The sequence below is a fragment of the Vibrio viridaestus genome, assembly GCF_003856525.1.
Lineage (GTDB): Bacteria > Pseudomonadota > Gammaproteobacteria > Enterobacterales > Vibrionaceae > Vibrio > Vibrio viridaestus.
In genome coordinates, this window is record NZ_RJVQ01000001.1 from 700778 (window position 1) to 718138 (window position 17361).

The following is a 17361-nucleotide window of genomic DNA, read 5'->3' on the forward strand; positions in this document are numbered from 1 at the left end:
ATGGAAGAAATTCGATATTAAAGAGGAAATTGAAATGGGAAATAGCTTTGCTATTACTACCACATTTATCGTCTATCTCATCATGATGTTGTCGATAGGTGTATACGCATATTTACGAACGAAAAACTCAACAGATTACTTTTTGGGTGGCAGAACGCTAGGACCATGGCCAGCAGCGCTATCAGCTGGTGCATCAGATATGAGTGGCTGGCTATTATTAGGTTTACCTGGCTATGCGTATGCTGCCGGTTTGGAATCGCTTTGGTTAGCTGGGGGATTGTTAATTGGTAACTGGATCAACTGGCTTATCGCTTCAAAACGTCTTCGCACTTACAGTATTACAACAGATGCGATCACAGTACCTGAGTTTTTGTCTCGTCGCTTTAATGACAAATCGAAAACCATTCAAACCATTTCGGCTTTCTTCATTTTGCTGTTTTTCCTTTTCTATACAAGCTCAGGTTTAGTGGCTGGCGGAAAATTGTTTGAAACCGTATTTGGTATTGATTACACCAATGCAGTAATTATTGGCACTGTTTGTGTTGTCTCATATACCTTATTCGGCGGATTTCTTGCAGTAGCGTGGACTGACTTAGTTCAGGGGTTACTCATGGCGGCTGCACTTCTCATTGTTCCTATCGCCGTGATGGAAGGTGGTTTTAGTGACCTTAGTGCGAATTTAACTGAGATTAACCCACAGTTACTAACGGTATGGAATGGTATGGATGGTAAGCCACTTTCTGCGATTGCAATTATTTCACTCGTAGCTTGGGGTTTAGGTTATTTTGGTCAGCCACATATTCTTGCTCGTTTTCAAGCCACACGCTCAAATAAAGATCTCGTCACTGCTCGTCGTATCGCGATTGGCTGGACGGCTCTTTCGATGTTTGGTGCCGTTATGATTGGTCTGGTTGGATTGGTTTATATTACACACCATCCCACTCTAGAGCTTGCTGATGGTGAGAAAATATTCATGCTATTGGTCAATGCTGTATTCCATCCAGTCATTGCTGGTATTCTTCTTGCCGCTATTCTTGCCGCGATCATGAGTACAGCAGACTCTCAATTATTAGTGTGTTCATCTGCATTGGCGGAAGATTTTTATAAGCAAGTGATCAACAAAGATGCTACGTCAGAACAGATTGTTCGTGTGGGTCGTTTGGGAGTAATGGCTATCTCTATTATTGCTCTTGTGCTTGCTCTCACTCCTGACAGCTCTGTACTTGGATTAGTTTCTTACGCTTGGGCTGGTTTCGGTGCTGCATTTGGTCCAGCGTTGGTGATTAGTCTTTACTGGCCACGTATGAATCGCAATGGTGCGCTTGCTGGTATTCTTGTTGGCGGTATTACTGTTGTCGTGTGGAAACAATTGACGGGCGGTATCTTCGATATTTACGAAATCGTACCGGGAATGATTTTGTCAACTATCGCTATTATTGGTTTCACTCTTATTTCTTCAGAACCTGACTCGGAAGTCAGTGCGCAACATAAAACGTTCCTCAAGCAATTAGAAGAGCTTGATTAAAAGCAAAGGAACGCCTTTTTATTAAAAAGTCGCTTTTCTTGATTAAGTGAAAGTAATATCATCGATAACGCATCTGGATTCAGATGCGTTATTTTTTTAATTCTCAGGGCGGGGCGAAATTCCCCACCGGTGGTAGATCAATATGATAAGCCCACGAGCGCTCGGACGTTGTCTGAGGTCAGCAGATCTGGTCAAAGTCCAGAGCCGACGGTTAAAGTCCGGATGAGAGAGGATGAATACATTCCCAGACACACTCAGTGCGAGTGTCGTCTTCGTATACACATATTCAGATTTCCCATCGTTTTGCCCTGATTCTGGTTAATTTAGGAGATACCATGAATCAGACAAGTCCACTAGCCGAATTTGGCGATGTAAACCAACGTGTTGAAAATGCTATTCTTGCGTTACAGCAAGGACGAGGCGTGCTCGTTCTTGATGATGAAAACCGTGAAAATGAAGGCGACCTTATATATTCAGCCGAAACTATCACACCCGCTCAGATGGCATTTATGATCAGAGAGTGCAGCGGTATTGTCTGTTTATGTCTAACAGATGAACATGCGGATCATATGGAGTTAAGTCCAATGGTTGAACACAATGACAGTCAAAATCAAACAGCTTTTACCGTATCGATTGAAGCAAAAGTCGGTGTGACAACGGGTGTATCTGCGGCAGATCGAGTAACGACTATCAAAGCAGCTATTGCAGAGGGTGCTCAGCCGTCTGATTTAGCTCGTCCAGGGCATGTATTCCCTCTTAGAGCTAGAGCTGGTGGTGTATTGGTTCGTCGCGGCCACACAGAGGGCACGGTAGAGCTGATGAAGCTTGCTGGTTTAGCGCTTGCAGGCATTCTTTCTGAAGTAACAAACGTTGATGGAACGATGGCTCGTATGCCTGAAATTATCGAAATGGGAAGAAAGTATGACCTTCCAGTTCTCACCATTGAAGACATTGTTGAATATATTTCTTTAGAACAGAAGCAAATCGCTTAATGAGTTTAAAGGGGGAGGAATTGTATCTCCTCCTTTTTTACACTGTAAATCATTTCTAAAAACAGGTTGCTTTAACACGATGATTTGTTTAATGATATGAATATCATTTCTATTCGTGTTCGAACCTCATGTCGTTTTTACAGCATCATATTGAGTTCACTGCATTTATACTCATTTTTCTTGGCGCATTTGTCCAAACTGCGATTGGTTTTGGATTAGCGGTTGTCGCGTCTCCACTTCTTTTTATGGTCGACCCTGATTACGTTCCTTCTGCTGTCACCTTGATGGCATTAATTCTATCACTTATGAATGCGATCAAATTCAAAGCTAACATTGCTATTGGTGGGCTTAAAAATGCGTTAGTTTGGCGAATTCCAGGCTCTGTTATTGGCGGCGGTTTACTCTTATATGTGTCGAAAGACGTATTATCTCTTTGGTTGGGTGGGCTAGTATTATTTGCCGTTGCAGTGAGCTTTCTGCCCTTTAGAGTTGAACCCACCCCAAAAAGGATGGGTATTGCAGGATTTTTCTCTGGTTTCTTTGGTACTAGCTCCGGAATTGGTGGACCACCAATGGCGCTTTTACTTCAGCATCAAGAAGCCAATCAATTGCGCGGAAATCTTGCTGCATTCTTTGTGTTCAGTTCCCTGATTTCTCTCGTAGTACAGTTTTTTGTTGGTTATTTTACGTGGCATCATGTATTGATTTCGTTACCTCTCATACCCGCTACAGTGATAGGGTATATTTTTGCCATCAAGTTCACATCATCATTAGATAAAAAGAAAGTTCGCTATGGCGCACTTACTCTGTGTCTTTTAAGTGGAGTGACTTCGATTGTGAATGGTTTATTTTGAGCTTAATGGGAGAGAAGAAAGCAGGCTGAATAATTACAGCCTGTTATATGTGGGGCATGATGGTATCAGTACGGTTGCCCACTAACGGTACTGAGTCGTAAAAGGGCTATCAATGTTCAGTGATTGACATAGCTCGACGATAACTAGGGAAAGGCTAGATTTGATAACCTGCTCATAACGGTCCATTTGTAATTGATAAAATTCATCGGTTGGATCATCAGCTATTGATGTTTCAATCTGCTCTATTGGCATAATTCCCTTTTTTACCGCATTGAGCTTTTTCACTGCAGAAATGATTTTTTTATCGGTAAATTTATAGTCATAAGCATCGTTATTAAGTTGATTCTTTAACGTTATGAATGCATCAATATCGCTATAAATCTTGTCGGATAGGACACCAAGACCAAACAGTAGCTTTAAACGAACAGAAAGGTCGCCAAGAGGTCCTGACGATTCGAGTAGGGGGTTTATCACCGCTTTTACTGTTAAGTAATCGCTACGAAAGATTCTCTGAACTAATGCGTCTACTGTTTCTTCAAATATCTCACTAGCGGTAATGAAGAATCCTCTCACTGACGGAGCATTATTGAGTTTCTCTATGATATCTGTTTCTTGTAGTAGTTCTGCCATACTTCATTATTTAAGAGTTGAGAGGGGAGTTTTCCCCTCTCTGATGCTACTATAGCGCTGTAAATAGAGATTCTACTTCTGCCGCTTCTTTGCTGTTCTCACTTAGTTCTGAAAAATGTGCTAGGGTTTTACGCACACCATTTTCTTTTAGGTATTCTTGTAATTCCAGAGCTTGTGGATCTGACTCATTTTCATATTTTAACGCAGCAGCAACACCTTTAAGAAGCGCTGAGTTTTCTGAATTATATTCAATCGTTCCATTTAATGGTTTAATTAAACGGTCATTTTTGCCCAGTTTGCGAATAGGTTGACGGCCAACTCTGTCTACTTCGTCTACCAGGTATGGATTAGCAAAGCGCGATAAAATCTTTTTAATATAAGCTGCGTGAGCTTCACGTTCAAAACCATAACGTTGAACTAACACTTCTCCGCTTTGCTGCATCGCAAGTGTTACATCTGCACGAATGCCGTCATCTTCAATAGCTTCTTTGATCGTTTTATAGCTATGTAGACAACCAAGGTATGCTGTTATACAGTGACCTGTATTGAGTGTAAATAGCTTACGTTCGACAAATGCCATTAGATTGTCAGTAGTTTCCATTCCTTTAATCGATGGAATCGGGCCTTTAAATTGTGTTTCATCAACAATCCATTCACTGAAGCTTTCAACAGTGACATCAAGGATGTTATCTGATGGCTCTGCAGGGGGAACAATACGATCCACTGCCGAATCAACAAATCCAATATTCTCATCGCAAAATGTCTTCACGTCGTCAGACAGGTATTGATAAACCTGCTCTTTGAGGTGAGAGGTTCCACGTACCATGTTTTCACAGGCAATAATATTCAAAGGAGCGGAAGTGTTTTCCTGAGCTCTCAGCTCAAGTCCTTTAGCGATACTTTTCGCAATAATATCGAGAACGTTTGGACCGACAGCGGTAGTAATAAGATCAACAGAGGCGATGAGTTTGAGTAGTTCTTCAGACATGGAGTTTATTGCAGTGACATTCTTAACTGTCTGAATTTCACATTGCTCACCAACGACTTTCACATCGTACTGTTTATCAGTAATAAGCTTATTGACGACAGCTTCATTTACGTCAGCAAATGTTACGTGAACCCCGGCGTCCGCTAATAATTTGCCTATGAAACCCCGACCTATATTACCTGCACCAAAATGGATTGCTTGTTTCATTGTTTGTATACCTACATATTTTTTTAGAAAGAAAAAAGGCCAACCCTAATGGGGGAAAGGTTGGCCTGGAATCAATGGAGCATATATTTATAATTATTATTAAGCGCTTAGTATTGCCAGAACATCATCGATATTGCTGGTTGACTGCAATTTAGCAATCGCTTCGTCATCATCAAGCGCACTTGTAATACTTGTGATAACTGAGATGTGTTCGTCATTTTTGGCAGCAATTCCGATAACAATTTTTGCGATGCTATCTTCGTCTTCGCCAAATTGAACGCCATCAGGGTACTGACAAATAACGATACCAGTGGATTTCACTTTGTCTTTTGCTTCAACAGTACCGTGTGGTACAGCAATTGACTCACCAAGGTAAGTCGAGACCATTTTTTCGCGTTCAAACATGGCGTCAACGTATTCTGGTTCTACATAACCAAGTTCAACCAGTTTATTACCTGCAAACTTGATTGCGTCCTCTTTGGAAGCAGCAGTTAGTCCAAGGTGAACGTTTTTAGCTTCCACTTTAAACGCTTTATCATTTGTTGGTTCTTCAGCGACTGGAGTTGACGCTGATGCATTGTTCGTTGATTGTAGTTGCTGAACCAAATCGTCATATGTTGCACTATCTAGGAAGTTAGTCAGAGATATGTGGTATGCATTTGGCGCATGATTTTTCGCTCTGGCTGTCAAATCCTTATGCGTAACAACAATATCAACATCTTGTGGAAGACTGTTAATCGCAAGGTTAGTCACACTGATATCAAGACCGGCACCCTGTACCTTCTTACGTAGCATGCTCGCACCCATTGCACTCGATCCCATGCCAGCGTCACAAGCAACAATAATGTTTTTTACGTTGCTAAAGTTTGTACGAGCTGCACCAGATGTTGCGCCTTTTGATTGTGCTTTCATTGACTTCATTTGAGATGTCGCTTGCTCTAATGAATCTTCATCTTCATCCTTAGATTTCTGAGTTTTCATTAGCAATGAAGCTACAGTAAATGAAACAGCGGCAGCAGCAGCGATTGAGCATAGTACGCCGAGATACGCGCCTTTTGGTGTCATCAGCAATACTGCGAAAATTGAGCCTGGAGAAGCCGGAGATACAAGACCTGCGTTAAACACGTTTAATACTGTCACACCTGTCACACCACCAGCGATAACCGCTAAGATAAGACGTGGGTTCATCAGAATGTATGGGAAGTAAATCTCGTGTATACCACCTAAGAAGTGAATGATAGTCGCACCGCCAGCAGTTTGTTTTGCTGTACCTTTACCGAAAACCATATACGCAAGTAATACACCAAGACCAGGGCCTGGGTTAGCTTCAATCAAGAAGAAGATTGAACGACCAGTTTCTTCTGCTTGTTGGATACCAAGAGGAGTGAAGATGCCGTGGTTAATCGCGTTATTCAGGAAAAGAATCTTTGCTGGTTCAACAAAAATTGACGTCAGTGGAAGAAGGTGAGCAGTAACTAATACGTCAACACCAGCCGCTAATGCTGAAGAAAGAATTTTGACGAAAGGACCGATAAGATAGAAAGCGATGATTGCACAAATCATACCGATAATACCGGCAGAAAAGTTGTTAACCAACATTTCGAAACCGCTTTTAACCTTACCATCGATTTTCTTATCGAAAGTTTTAATAGCCCAACCGCCCAAAGGACCAACAATCATTGCTCCCATGAACATCGGAATGTCTGAACCGACAACGACACCCATTGTTGTTACTGCACCGACTACGGCACCTCTGTCGCCACCAACTAGCTTACCGCCTGTATAGCCTATTAAAAGAGGAAGTAAATAGGTGATCATTGGGCCTACAAGCGCTGCTAATTTTTCATTTGGAATCCACCCTGTTGGGATGAATAGTGCCGTAATGAAGCCCCATGCGATAAATGCCCCGATATTTGGCATTACCATGTTAGATAAGAAGCGGCCAAAATTCTGTATCTTGACCTTTGCATCTGGTGATATCATGAGAAGTCCCCGTTCGATGTTCTGTTGATATTTTTTGTGTTATATCGACTCGCCAAAGTCGATGGATTGTTTTAAGTTCATCATCAATCTAGCACATCTTTTTAAGTTCGGACTCTGAGCGGGGTTTTTGTGACTTGTATCACTATAATTATCTGTTGAGAGAAAATTAATTGTGATATTGATCATTAAAATTAGGTGTAATTTTATTACATTGCGGCTTACTTAGAATTGTCAAATATAAAAAAACGATCAATGTCACATAAATAGAATTATCAATATGGATTTTGGTGTGATGAAGATCACTTTTTTGTTAATGGAGAAATCCTGAATTTTAATATTAGTGATCCATATCTCATGTGGTGTTTTATTTCGATTCGTAAAATAAATGCAGAATTTTTATAGCTTAATTTTGTAATAAAGCTACACCATTAATTCAATCTGGGACTGTTCGGCTAATCAGGCATTTTAGCTTGAGGACTGATCCGATCTGGAAAAATAATAGATTGGTATTCTGACGTTAGAAATAAAAAAGCCGACAAGATATTTTTATCTTTATCGGCTTGAGTGCTTTTTGTCCTACGAGGAGAACTTAATCATCATCAGCTAGGGGCTGATCCTCATCAACGTAGTCATCATTGATGTTGTCTGGCTTGCTTCTGCCGTTGAGAGTGTGAAAACGTTTACGTCCGCGAGAGAGTTGGACATATTTGACCCAAACTTTCTCTAGCTTTGTTTCCGCTGATTTTTCTTGAAGCATCACTGCCATAAAGCCTGCTTCTTCTTGGTTCGATGGAGATAAGTCGCCAGTTTCCAAACGTAACATGGTATCGCCAAATCGAGTTAACAAATCTTCCTCAGCGATCGTAAAATCTCCTGATTTAGCAAACCCACGAGGAAACTTTTTGGTATCATAAAAACGCTTTTGCCCTGGGCGAAATTCTACTTGAGACATGTAAACCTCTTGCCAATCGTTACACTAACTTATAACAATAAATTAATCGCGAAATTAGGCGTTATTTGAAAAAAAGAAAAACAATTTTTTTTTATCGTTATGATTAAACAGATTTATTATTGTCCTGCTAATCTTGTGAGGCTGCATTCATATGGACGTTAAAGTATTTAGAACATTTTTGGAATTAGCTAATGTTCGTCATTTTGGGCGAGCAGCAGAAAATTTATATTTAACTCAGGCTGCCGTCAGCGCTCGTATTAAACAGCTTGAAACTTACTTTGATACTCAGTTATTTACTCGTGATCGCAATAATATCAAATTGACCTCCGCAGGAGAGAGACTGGTAAATTACGCAGAGATTATGGTGACGACTCTTCAGCAGGCGAAAGCAGAGCTATCAATGCAGTCTGGCAAAGATCTGCAACTAAAACTTGGTGGTACTCCAAACGTTTGGGATGCGTATCTGCAGAATTGTTTGAGCGAAGTTACTGACACGTTTGTCGGCTATGGCTTTATTGCTGAGGTAATGAGCCGGGAACAGCTGCATAGAGGCCTAATAGACAGAACATTAGATATGGCGTTTGCCTTTGACCCAATAAAAGTAGATGAACTTGAGTCAAAGAAAGTTGCAGACATCATGTTGACACTTGTCTCAACGGAACCCTTTGATGATGCTTCTGACGTTTTTTCTCATCAATATGTTTATGTTGATTGGGGGAGTCGTTTTTCATCTGAACACAATGAACGACATCCAGATATGAAAGCACCGTTCTTGAGGACTTCTACTGCGAGGATTGCTCTAGACTATATCTTAGAAAAAGGCGGCAGTGCTTATATTCCGCAGTCGATGGTAACGCCTTTTGTTGACTCAAAACAGCTGCATGTGGTGAGTAATGTCGAGAGATGGCGATGGCCAATTTATCTTAGCTATCGCAAGAACAGTTCTTCATTAGAAGCAATTACTCAGGTTAAAGAGTTGGTTCGTAGTATCGATCCACTCACTGGTTATACAGTGCAGCAAGCTGGGGAAATGTCTTCTTAATCATAAGAATCATAGCAAACTCATGATGTTAGCTTGCTTTTTGGGTATCCATAAGCTATCTGTTAGTTAAGGTCCTATCCATAAGCAATAGAATGCTATAAATCAAAGGGAGTGCTAATTTGTTTTTCGTTCTTAGGCGTCGGCTAACATGTGTTCATCTAACAAAGGTTGGTATGGCTTTGCTTTGTCTGGTGGCTTTGGTTGGATGTGATGATAGTCTTGAGCGTTGGCTAAATAAGGAGACATATTCCTTTCAGGGTACGTACGATAATCAATATAACGATGATAAATTGGTATTTACAGATGGAGAGGTGACAATTACTTCTGTTTCAAAATCGTGGGTTGTGCCATTTAAAGTTGATGGTAATTCTTTGGTCGTACAAGTCAAAAATAGCTCAAAAGAGAAACGTCCCGATATTGAAATGCGGATTCATGGTGATGGAGAAGTTCTGACTTGCAGTGTTTGCGGTATGTACCGATTGAGTAATGTGTGGGTAAAAGTGAACTATGAACCTAAAATGAGTGAATCCAAATAAAAAGCTCTAATGGATTCACTCTAACTCGTTTTATTGACCAAATAACGGGGCATTTACCCATAAATGGGCGATGATGGATGCCACATACCCTAGAAAAATGACTGGGGTCCATTTTAAGTGGGACATAAACGTATATTTGCCTTCTGAAGCGCCCATCAATGCTACTCCTGCTGCGGAGCCAATAGAGAGTAATGAACCGCCCACGCCAGCTGTTAACGTGACGAGCAGCCAATGTCCATGGCTCATTATCGGATCCATTGTTAGTACGGCGTACATAACTGGAATATTATCGACAATCGCAGAGATTATACCGACGGATACATTTGCCCATAACGGATCCCAGTTTGAATAAGCCATAGTCGATATCAACGATAAGTAGCCTAGAAGACTCAATCCTCCGACGCTCATAACAACGCCATAGAAGAATAAGAGCGTGTCCCATTCTGCATCGGATATGCGTTTAAACACATCAAAGGGGACGACAGAACCAAGACGTTTTAATTTTTCCTCATCATTCTGCACCTTGGCTCTTTCAGTTTCTTTTTCTACATACTTAGGCAGTGATTGACGTAAGTAAAAGCCGAATAGTTGTAAATAGCTTAGTCCAAGCATCATGCCTAATACCGGTGGGAAATCAAAACCTATGTGGAAATAAACGGCAGTGCATATGGTGGTTAGAAATAAGAAAACCACTCTTTTTGCGCCACGTTTGGTTGGGATATTTTTACTTTTGAGTTTTGGCGCGCCTTTGGGTAAGAAGAAGGCGATAATAATGGCTGGTAAGAAATAGTTCACAACACAAGGGATGAAGAGATCAAGGAATTGCCCAAAGGCAACCTTACCTGTTTGCCAGACCATTAATGTCGTAATGTCGCCAAACGGGCTAAATGCTCCCCCTGAATTTGCTGCAATGACGATATTAATGCAGCATAAGGTAATGAACTTGCTATTTCCTTCACCGACTTTCATTACGACTGCGCACATTAAAAGCGCCGTTGTAAGGTTATCTGCTACTGGTGAGATACAGAACGACAGTATCCCAGTTAACCAGTATAGCGTGGAGAAAGTGAATCCTTTATTAATCATCCAGGACTTTAGAGCATCAAAGAGTCGACGTTCCTCCATCGCATTGATATAGGTCATCGCCACTAAGAGGAACATTAATAGTTCTGCATATTCAAGAAAGTTGTGCTCCAACGCTTCTTTTGCCGTATCTGCTAAATCCATGGAATGGTAAGCATACCCAATTAGAGCCCATATTACGCCTGCTGCGACTAAGACTGGTTTTGATTTCTTAAGTTTAAGTGTTTCTTCCATCATGACTAATAGATAGGCAAAGACAAAAATGCCGACGCACAAGTAGCCAACCCAACTGCTTGTCATTGTGTTTTGCGTAAAAGTACCAGCGAGTGCTGTTGTAGGAAAAATAATTGCTATCAATGATATAAATAAAAAATATTTAGGTACCATCTGATGTATACCTCACGTATGAATAAACAATAGAATTGTAGGTGTTTAGACATACAATAAAGATGAGAAATATCAAATATCGGCGGGTTTTTTAAAATATTTTTTATCATTTAGGGTAATGATTAAAATAAATTTTAATCATTACCCTAAAATAGAAGATTCTATTCTCCAAATTGGGTGGTAGAGAATCTATTGAGTAGTAAGTGGAATAAATAGACGAATAAAAGAGTAATAACTATCGCGATAACGATACATCCTATTCGATAGAGAGCACTGAAGGTCAGATCTTGGTCTGGACTAAGATATTGGCCAAACAGAATCCCAAGCGTGGTTAAACCACCAAAGCCAACTCCTGAGCCACTGGCTTCTTTCACGTGAAAATACCCGAAGAGTAAAATTCCTATCCACAGGAATAGCGTTACAAAGATAAGTTGATCGGACCATGTGTAGAGAAAAAGCTGCACAACAATACCGAAACTGACACCGAGTATCGCCCCCAGCGCTCTTTTTCGAGCGTAGAGCATAGCGCCGTTCCAGTTCATAGGAAATAGAAGCAGGATACTGGTGGCTTGTGCTGACATTGAGTCTTTGAGATCAAAGATTTGGAAAGCCCAGAATGAGACTGTAGTTACCGCCGCACCGAGTAACATCTCGTGCCGAATACGATGCTTCTGTTTCTCGGCTCCTAGCCCCGGAGGAGGCATTCTAGGTTCTACATCTGGTATAAAATAGTGAACCAAATACGCTATTGCTACCGATAAAATGTTCGCTAGTAGATTGTCGGTTACGAGTCCATTGACATCGGTAGTGGGGTAGCTGGCGAAATGCAGCATAATACTTAAGCTTACAACGCTATTTGCACCGAATAAGAAGAGGCTGCCTTTAGACATACAGTAAAATTTAGATAAGAACAGCAAAAAGACAATTATCGTTGATAAAACTGGATGATAGGCAAAAATTGCGGCAATAAACCCGACTTCAATAGCGCAGACTACACCTGCTGCGATTAGTTGACGAGCTATGTGCGTTGAAAGCGTGGGAATCATTCCTAGGAGAAGCATTGGAGTAACGGTATAGAAAACACCATTACTCCAGCCCATGACCTTGCAAATGATAAAGCCTAGCGTCGCTCCAACTGCTACCCTCAAACATTGGCGGAGATCATTTTCATTTATTGGATGTGTCCATAAACGCATAAAATATTAGACCAATGTTAGTAAATATAGTGAAGCAGACTAAGGGCTTTAATCTGAACCTTTGCTACAAAAGCAAGCACTACATTTGATGGAACCAGTTGTACCGTCGCTCTTGCGCCAGATGGTAATGACATATCGATTGCATGTTGGCTGCTTAAATGGATTCTCATTCTCTGAGCGTCCCGAACCCATCGATTAGAATCTGTAGGTGTAGCAAGTTGGCCATTTGCATCAAATTGCCCACTACTGACACCCGCATCTATCGTGTTGATTTCGGCGCTGAATATTTTCCCTGGTTGCCCGTCAAATGCGATTAATGCGTGAGTATGATCTGCGAAATTTCGTAAGCTTTTTTCTCTGAAATCAGCTATTACTTCGACTTTATTATCAACCAAAGCAACTACTGGCTGGCCTGTTTGCGCAAAAGCACCAGTCTGGAGTTGTAAGTTAGTGATCGTGCCAGCATGATCCGCTTTGACTTCAGTATATTGAAGGTTCAGTTGGGCTTTTTCGAGATTGTTTTTAGCAATACGAACGGCGATATTATCGTTGTCTGTCTTACCTCGTTGTACTTTTAGCTCTTGCAGCTGAGATTGTGCAGCAAGAAGATTGGCTTTTGCCGCTGTTGCTTCACTTTCTGCATCATCTTTGAGCTTTTGTGAGGTGCTATTTTTTAAAAAGAGTCGATCTAAACGTTTCGCTTCTCTCACTTTTTGCTGGTAGATGACTTTTGTTTCCGTTACGTTCGCTTCGGCTGCGAGTATTGCCGCATCTAACTTTGAGTTATTTTGTAATGCTTCTTCAAGAGCGAGCTTAGCCTGTTCTACTGCAAGCTGATATGGAACTGGATCTATCTCAAATAACACATCACCTTTTTCAACATGTTGGTTATTTGAAACGTTAATTTTTTCTATTGGGCCATTTACTCGCGGAGCGATTTTTGTAACAACGCGCGTAGCCATTGCTTGTGGAGTCAATGGCAAAAGCATATCTGCGATCAGAAAATAAATAAAAATGGCAACAAAAACGCACATTGAGTACTTAACCCAACGTGCAAACTTTTGATCAGGTGTCATATAAGGCTAACTTCCAAGGTATTATGATTTACTGTGCTTTCTCGTCGATCGCTTTGTGAGCATTTAAAGCGATTTTATCCAGGAGCTGATTGAGATGATTAATTTCATTTTCATCCAACTGTTTCAGCAACGTTCTTCTTACACTAAGTACTTTATTTTCAATGTTCTCTAAAACTGCTTTACCTTCGTTGGTCAGAGTAACAATTCGAGCTCGTTTATCGTGCGGACAAGTGTGTCTGACGACTAAGTGTTGTTCTTCGAGTTGATTGAGTGTTCTCATTAAAGAAGCTAATTCAATTTCTAATGATTCCGCTAAACATTTCTGACTGACGGAATCTCCAAGACGCCTTAATTTCCACAATGCTGTCCATCGAGAATGGGTTAACCCAAGAGGGGTGAGTTCAGCATCAGCAACGGTTTTCCATAATCTGGATATTTTTGCTAATTTTTCAGCAAGAGAGAGTTCTTTAAGAATGTCTAAATGGATATTCATTGATTTTAGTGATAATTACTTAGCGTGCTAAGTATCATAATTTATTTAGCATGCTAAGTAAATAGTGCTGGTATGGGTTATTCTTGTTCAAAATAGAAAAAAGCCAGATAATCTATCTGGCTTTTAAATTAACTAATGGTTAAATAATGATCGGTTGAAGCTTATTGGTAGCTTGAAACGAAACGTTCAGTCGTGTATTCGTTACCGTTCGGCTCTTGAACACTAATTTTTAGAGACTGAGCTGCGTCGGAATTATTACGAACAAATACTGTACCTGACTCTGAGGTAGTGTACTGCTGACTCACTGTTGCACCTTTGACAGTGACTGGAACATTATTTACAGGTTGACCATTATCCATTACTTTGACAACCGCTTCGTTATCTAGGTTAAATACTTTGACGTCGTACGAGCTTGTTTGACCCGCAAATACGTTTGCTGAAACCATAGTACCTACTAATAATGCTGTTGCTGTTAATACGTTTTTCATAATATCACCTTTTAAATTAGATTATTCTTCGTTCTTTCTAATTACGGGATTTATTATGTGCTTAAATCGAACAATGTTCGATAGCAAAAATTTGTTCATGTAATTCAAAAATTTTGAACTGAGTCACATGGAAAATGAGTTTATTTTAATCAATAATCTTGACTAATCTCTTGACATAGTAATTGCAGAGGTATGATTTTATTTTGATAAAAATCGCTCGCCACTCACAAATGAAACCAATATTTCTATTGTTCAAGCAATTTTTCTTTGGCTGATTCTCGTGAAACAAGAGAGCCCAGATATTCTTTGTGCATGTATTTGCCAGAATCAGGCGATTCGGTAAAGTGAATCGCTAATTCGATAGCTTCCGTCGTTAGCTTTTTAATCGGAAGAGATACAGTAGAAATACTAGGGATAGAAAAAGTGGAATTGGGCTCATCGTCTATTCCAACAATGGATACATCTTTTGGAACGGTAAGTCCACGCTCGTGCAAGGCTCTAATTGCACCGATTGCCATATCGTCAGTACTACAAAAAATAGCTGAAAAAGTCTGCTTACGCTCAAGGAGACGAAGTACAGAATCATACCCAGAATTCATGATACTACTTCCTTCATCAACGAGCGTTTCCTTGAATGGGATATTGTGGTCTTCAAGACATTTTCGATAGGCTTCTAATCTGCTGACACCTGTTTGACTATTTAAAGGGCTGGTAATACACGCTATTTCGCTATGCCCTAAATTCAGCAAATGTTCTGTAGCAAGATAGCCAAGTTGGAACTGGCTGAAACCAAAACTCGATAGCTCTGGAGTACTAAACAGTCTATTCAACACAATTATTGGTACACCAGAGCTTTGGCGAAACTCTATCAGTTCTTGCTCTGAAAGGTGTCGGCTATAGACGACGATGGAAGCACACTTTTGACTTACCAGGGAGCGCAGTGCTTCTAATTCGCCTTCTTTCGTGTTGTGACTATCTACCACCAATAACTTCTTGTTAGCATCTTGAACGCTTTGGGCAATTGTTTGAGTTATTGTGCCGAAATAGTAACTAAAAAAATGAGGAAGGATGAGACCGATCGTATTAGAGCGACGCGTTGCCAGTGATTGAGCGACAGGATTTGGTTGATAACCGAGAGATTCCATTGTTTGGAGAACGATATCTCTGGTTTTAGGTTTGACGCTCGGATTCCCATTAATTACCCGAGATACAGTTGCCTTAGAAAATCCGGTTGCTTTGCAAATATCACTAATTGTGGCCATTAAAGGTATTAACCCTTTCATCTATTTCGTTGAAGATAAGGCAGTCTACCTAAACTAAAGATAGTATTGAATTAAATTTTTAAGGTTGTGATTGATGTAAATCACAACCTTAATGAGGAGATAATCAGTATTTAGACAATTTCACCGTTGGATTCGATAACTTTCTTATACCAATAGAAGCTGTGCTTTTTGGAACGACTTAGATCACCTGTGCCATCATCATTGTGATCAACATAGATAAAACCATAGCGTTTCTTATATTCTCCAGTCGTAAACGACACGCAATCGATACATCCCCAAGGTGTATAACCTATAACTTCGACCCCATCAATATCTATCGCATCGCCAACTGCTTTAATATGTTCACCGAGATAAGTACAGCGATAATCATCTAATATTGATCCGTCTTCCTCTATTTTATCTACCGCGCCAAATCCATTCTCAACGATAAATATTGGCTTTTCATAACGCTCGTAAAGCTCAGATAAAGCGAATCGAAGACCTTGTGGATCGATTTGCCATCCCCATTCAGAAGCTTTTAGATAGGGATTTAGGCGACTTTTTCCAAACATGGATTGTTCAGAATCTTCTGGTGGAACGGCATCGACAATGTTCGTCATGTAGTAACTAATAGCAAGAAAGTCTGCGCATCCGTTTGCCAACGCATCATTATCTTGTGGTTCAGTTTTGACTGAGATACCTTTACGCTGCCATTCTTTCAATATGTAGCTAGGGTAATGACCTCGAACCTGAACATCACTGAACAGATACTTTTCTCTCATTGACTGCTGGGCTTGCAGCATGTCTTCGGGTTTACATGTCGCTGGGTACAGGGGCATCATATGAATCATACTACCGATCTGAAAATCAGGATTGATTTTGTGCCCTTCGGCAACAGCAAGAGCACTTGCAACAAATTGATGGTGGAGTACCTGATACATGGTTTGTTCAGGATTCTCATGCTCAGTAAAAACAACACCAGAGTTACAGTAACCAAAAAGCGGATAGCTCCAGTTTCTCTGGTTGTTGATTTCATTGAACGTGATCCAATATTTTACTTTGTTTTTGTAACGTTCAAAGACGGCTTTACTGTAGTTAACGAAGAAGTTGACGACTTTTCGATTGGCCCAGCCACCATAGTTTTGTACTAAATGAAGAGGCATTTCGAAATGCGACAATGTAATAACAGGCTCAATGTTGTATTTAAGAAGTTCATCAAATAGATCGTCATAAAATTTAAGCCCTTCTTCGTTTGGCTGCACTTCATCCCCTTTTGGGAATATCCGAGTCCAGGCTATTGAGGTTCTGAAGCACTTAAAACCCATTTCGGCGAAGAGCGCGATGTCACCTTTATAGTGGTGATAAAAATCTACTGCCTCATGGTTTGGGTACATTTCAGTATCAAGGACTGTGGGTGTTATTCTCCGGTCGACTCCGTGAGCTCCCTTTGTTAGAACATCGACAATACTGGGGCCTTTTCCATCTTGATTCCAGGCACCCTCGACCTGATGAGCTGCCACAGCTCCACCCCATAGAAAATCTTGAGGAAATAGTGATTTTGACATTGTTTAACCTTTGCTCTAATTACCTTTATTAGGAAATTTTATCATGTTATCAATAAAGAAAGAAACCGGTTTCAATGGTAAGCTTGAAAAAGGCTCTATTTC

General features: G+C 40.5%; 16 protein-coding genes and 1 riboswitch. Of the genes, 5 read left to right on the forward strand and 11 right to left on the reverse strand.

All coding sequences use genetic code 11. The annotated features are described in order from the left end of the window. Nucleotides 1-34: 34 nt before the first annotated feature. From putP to EES38_RS03170, 3 genes are all read left to right on the forward strand, one after another. Nucleotides 35-1525, forward strand: a complete 1491-nt coding sequence (putP, locus tag EES38_RS03160) for a sodium/proline symporter PutP (protein ID WP_124935703.1) — start codon at nucleotides 35-37, stop codon at nucleotides 1523-1525. A 95-nt stretch (nucleotides 1526-1620) separates the two neighbouring features. Further along, a riboswitch (FMN riboswitch) is annotated at nucleotides 1621-1763 on the forward strand. Between the two features lie 97 nt (nucleotides 1764-1860). Next, nucleotides 1861-2517, forward strand: coding sequence for a 3,4-dihydroxy-2-butanone-4-phosphate synthase (gene ribB / locus EES38_RS03165; protein WP_124935704.1), 657 nt, complete (start codon nucleotides 1861-1863; stop codon nucleotides 2515-2517). A gap of 128 nt (nucleotides 2518-2645) precedes the next feature. Then, entirely contained in the window at nucleotides 2646-3371 is a 726-nt protein-coding gene (locus tag EES38_RS03170; protein ID WP_124935705.1) for a sulfite exporter TauE/SafE family protein, read from the forward strand. A gap of 81 nt (nucleotides 3372-3452) precedes the next feature. On the opposite strand, the gene EES38_RS03175 is transcribed toward EES38_RS03170, so the two are convergent. The 4 genes from EES38_RS03175 to EES38_RS03190 all read right to left on the reverse strand — a co-directional run bounded on the left by EES38_RS03175 (nucleotide 3453) and on the right by EES38_RS03190 (nucleotide 8131). Continuing rightward, the gene (locus tag EES38_RS03175; RefSeq protein WP_124935706.1) at nucleotides 3453-4001 is read right to left on the reverse strand and encodes an MltR family transcriptional regulator; all 549 of its coding nucleotides are present in this window, start codon (nucleotides 3999-4001) and stop codon (nucleotides 3453-3455) included. Nucleotides 4002-4050: 49 nt separating this feature from the next. Next, the gene (locus EES38_RS03180; protein ID WP_124935707.1) at nucleotides 4051-5196 is read right to left on the reverse strand and encodes a mannitol-1-phosphate 5-dehydrogenase; all 1146 of its coding nucleotides are present in this window, start codon (nucleotides 5194-5196) and stop codon (nucleotides 4051-4053) included. A gap of 99 nt (nucleotides 5197-5295) precedes the next feature. Next, a complete protein-coding gene (locus EES38_RS03185) occupies nucleotides 5296-7179 on the reverse strand; it encodes a PTS mannitol transporter subunit IICBA (RefSeq protein ID WP_124935708.1) in 1884 nt (627 codons plus the stop codon). 589 nt (nucleotides 7180-7768) lie between these two features. Beyond that, entirely contained in the window at nucleotides 7769-8131 is a 363-nt protein-coding gene (locus tag EES38_RS03190; RefSeq protein WP_124935709.1) for a MaoP family protein, read from the reverse strand. A gap of 151 nt (nucleotides 8132-8282) precedes the next feature. On the opposite strand from EES38_RS03190, the gene EES38_RS03195 reads away from it, so the two are divergent. Together EES38_RS03195 and EES38_RS03200 are read left to right on the forward strand one after the other, a co-directional pair. Then, the gene (locus tag EES38_RS03195; RefSeq protein ID WP_124935710.1) at nucleotides 8283-9173 is read left to right on the forward strand and encodes a LysR family transcriptional regulator; all 891 of its coding nucleotides are present in this window, start codon (nucleotides 8283-8285) and stop codon (nucleotides 9171-9173) included. Between the two features lie 173 nt (nucleotides 9174-9346). Continuing rightward, nucleotides 9347-9709 carry a hypothetical protein gene (locus EES38_RS03200; protein ID WP_124935711.1) on the forward strand — a complete coding sequence of 121 codons (363 nt, stop codon included), beginning with the start codon at nucleotides 9347-9349 and terminating at the stop codon, nucleotides 9707-9709. A gap of 30 nt (nucleotides 9710-9739) precedes the next feature. On the opposite strand, the gene nhaD is transcribed toward EES38_RS03200, so the two are convergent. The 7 genes from nhaD to EES38_RS03235 all read right to left on the reverse strand — a co-directional run bounded on the left by nhaD (nucleotide 9740) and on the right by EES38_RS03235 (nucleotide 17259). Further along, a complete protein-coding gene (gene nhaD, locus EES38_RS03205; RefSeq protein WP_124935712.1) occupies nucleotides 9740-11179 on the reverse strand; it encodes a sodium:proton antiporter NhaD in 1440 nt (479 codons plus the stop codon). A 161-nt stretch (nucleotides 11180-11340) separates the two neighbouring features. Then, nucleotides 11341-12375 carry a DUF2955 domain-containing protein gene (locus EES38_RS03210; protein WP_124935713.1) on the reverse strand — a complete coding sequence of 345 codons (1035 nt, stop codon included), beginning with the start codon at nucleotides 12373-12375 and terminating at the stop codon, nucleotides 11341-11343. A 17-nt stretch (nucleotides 12376-12392) separates the two neighbouring features. Beyond that, nucleotides 12393-13451, reverse strand: a complete 1059-nt coding sequence (locus EES38_RS03215) for an HlyD family secretion protein (RefSeq protein ID WP_124935714.1) — start codon at nucleotides 13449-13451, stop codon at nucleotides 12393-12395. Nucleotides 13452-13479: 28 nt separating this feature from the next. Then, the gene (locus tag EES38_RS03220) at nucleotides 13480-13944 is read right to left on the reverse strand and encodes a MarR family transcriptional regulator (protein WP_124935715.1); all 465 of its coding nucleotides are present in this window, start codon (nucleotides 13942-13944) and stop codon (nucleotides 13480-13482) included. Nucleotides 13945-14105: 161 nt separating this feature from the next. Then, nucleotides 14106-14432 carry a hypothetical protein gene (locus EES38_RS03225; RefSeq protein WP_124935716.1) on the reverse strand — a complete coding sequence of 109 codons (327 nt, stop codon included), beginning with the start codon at nucleotides 14430-14432 and terminating at the stop codon, nucleotides 14106-14108. A gap of 245 nt (nucleotides 14433-14677) precedes the next feature. Further along, the gene (locus EES38_RS03230; RefSeq protein ID WP_124935717.1) at nucleotides 14678-15694 is read right to left on the reverse strand and encodes a LacI family DNA-binding transcriptional regulator; all 1017 of its coding nucleotides are present in this window, start codon (nucleotides 15692-15694) and stop codon (nucleotides 14678-14680) included. A 131-nt stretch (nucleotides 15695-15825) separates the two neighbouring features. Beyond that, the gene (locus tag EES38_RS03235) at nucleotides 15826-17259 is read right to left on the reverse strand and encodes a 6-phospho-beta-glucosidase (protein WP_124935718.1); all 1434 of its coding nucleotides are present in this window, start codon (nucleotides 17257-17259) and stop codon (nucleotides 15826-15828) included. Nucleotides 17260-17361 lie beyond the last annotated feature (102 nt).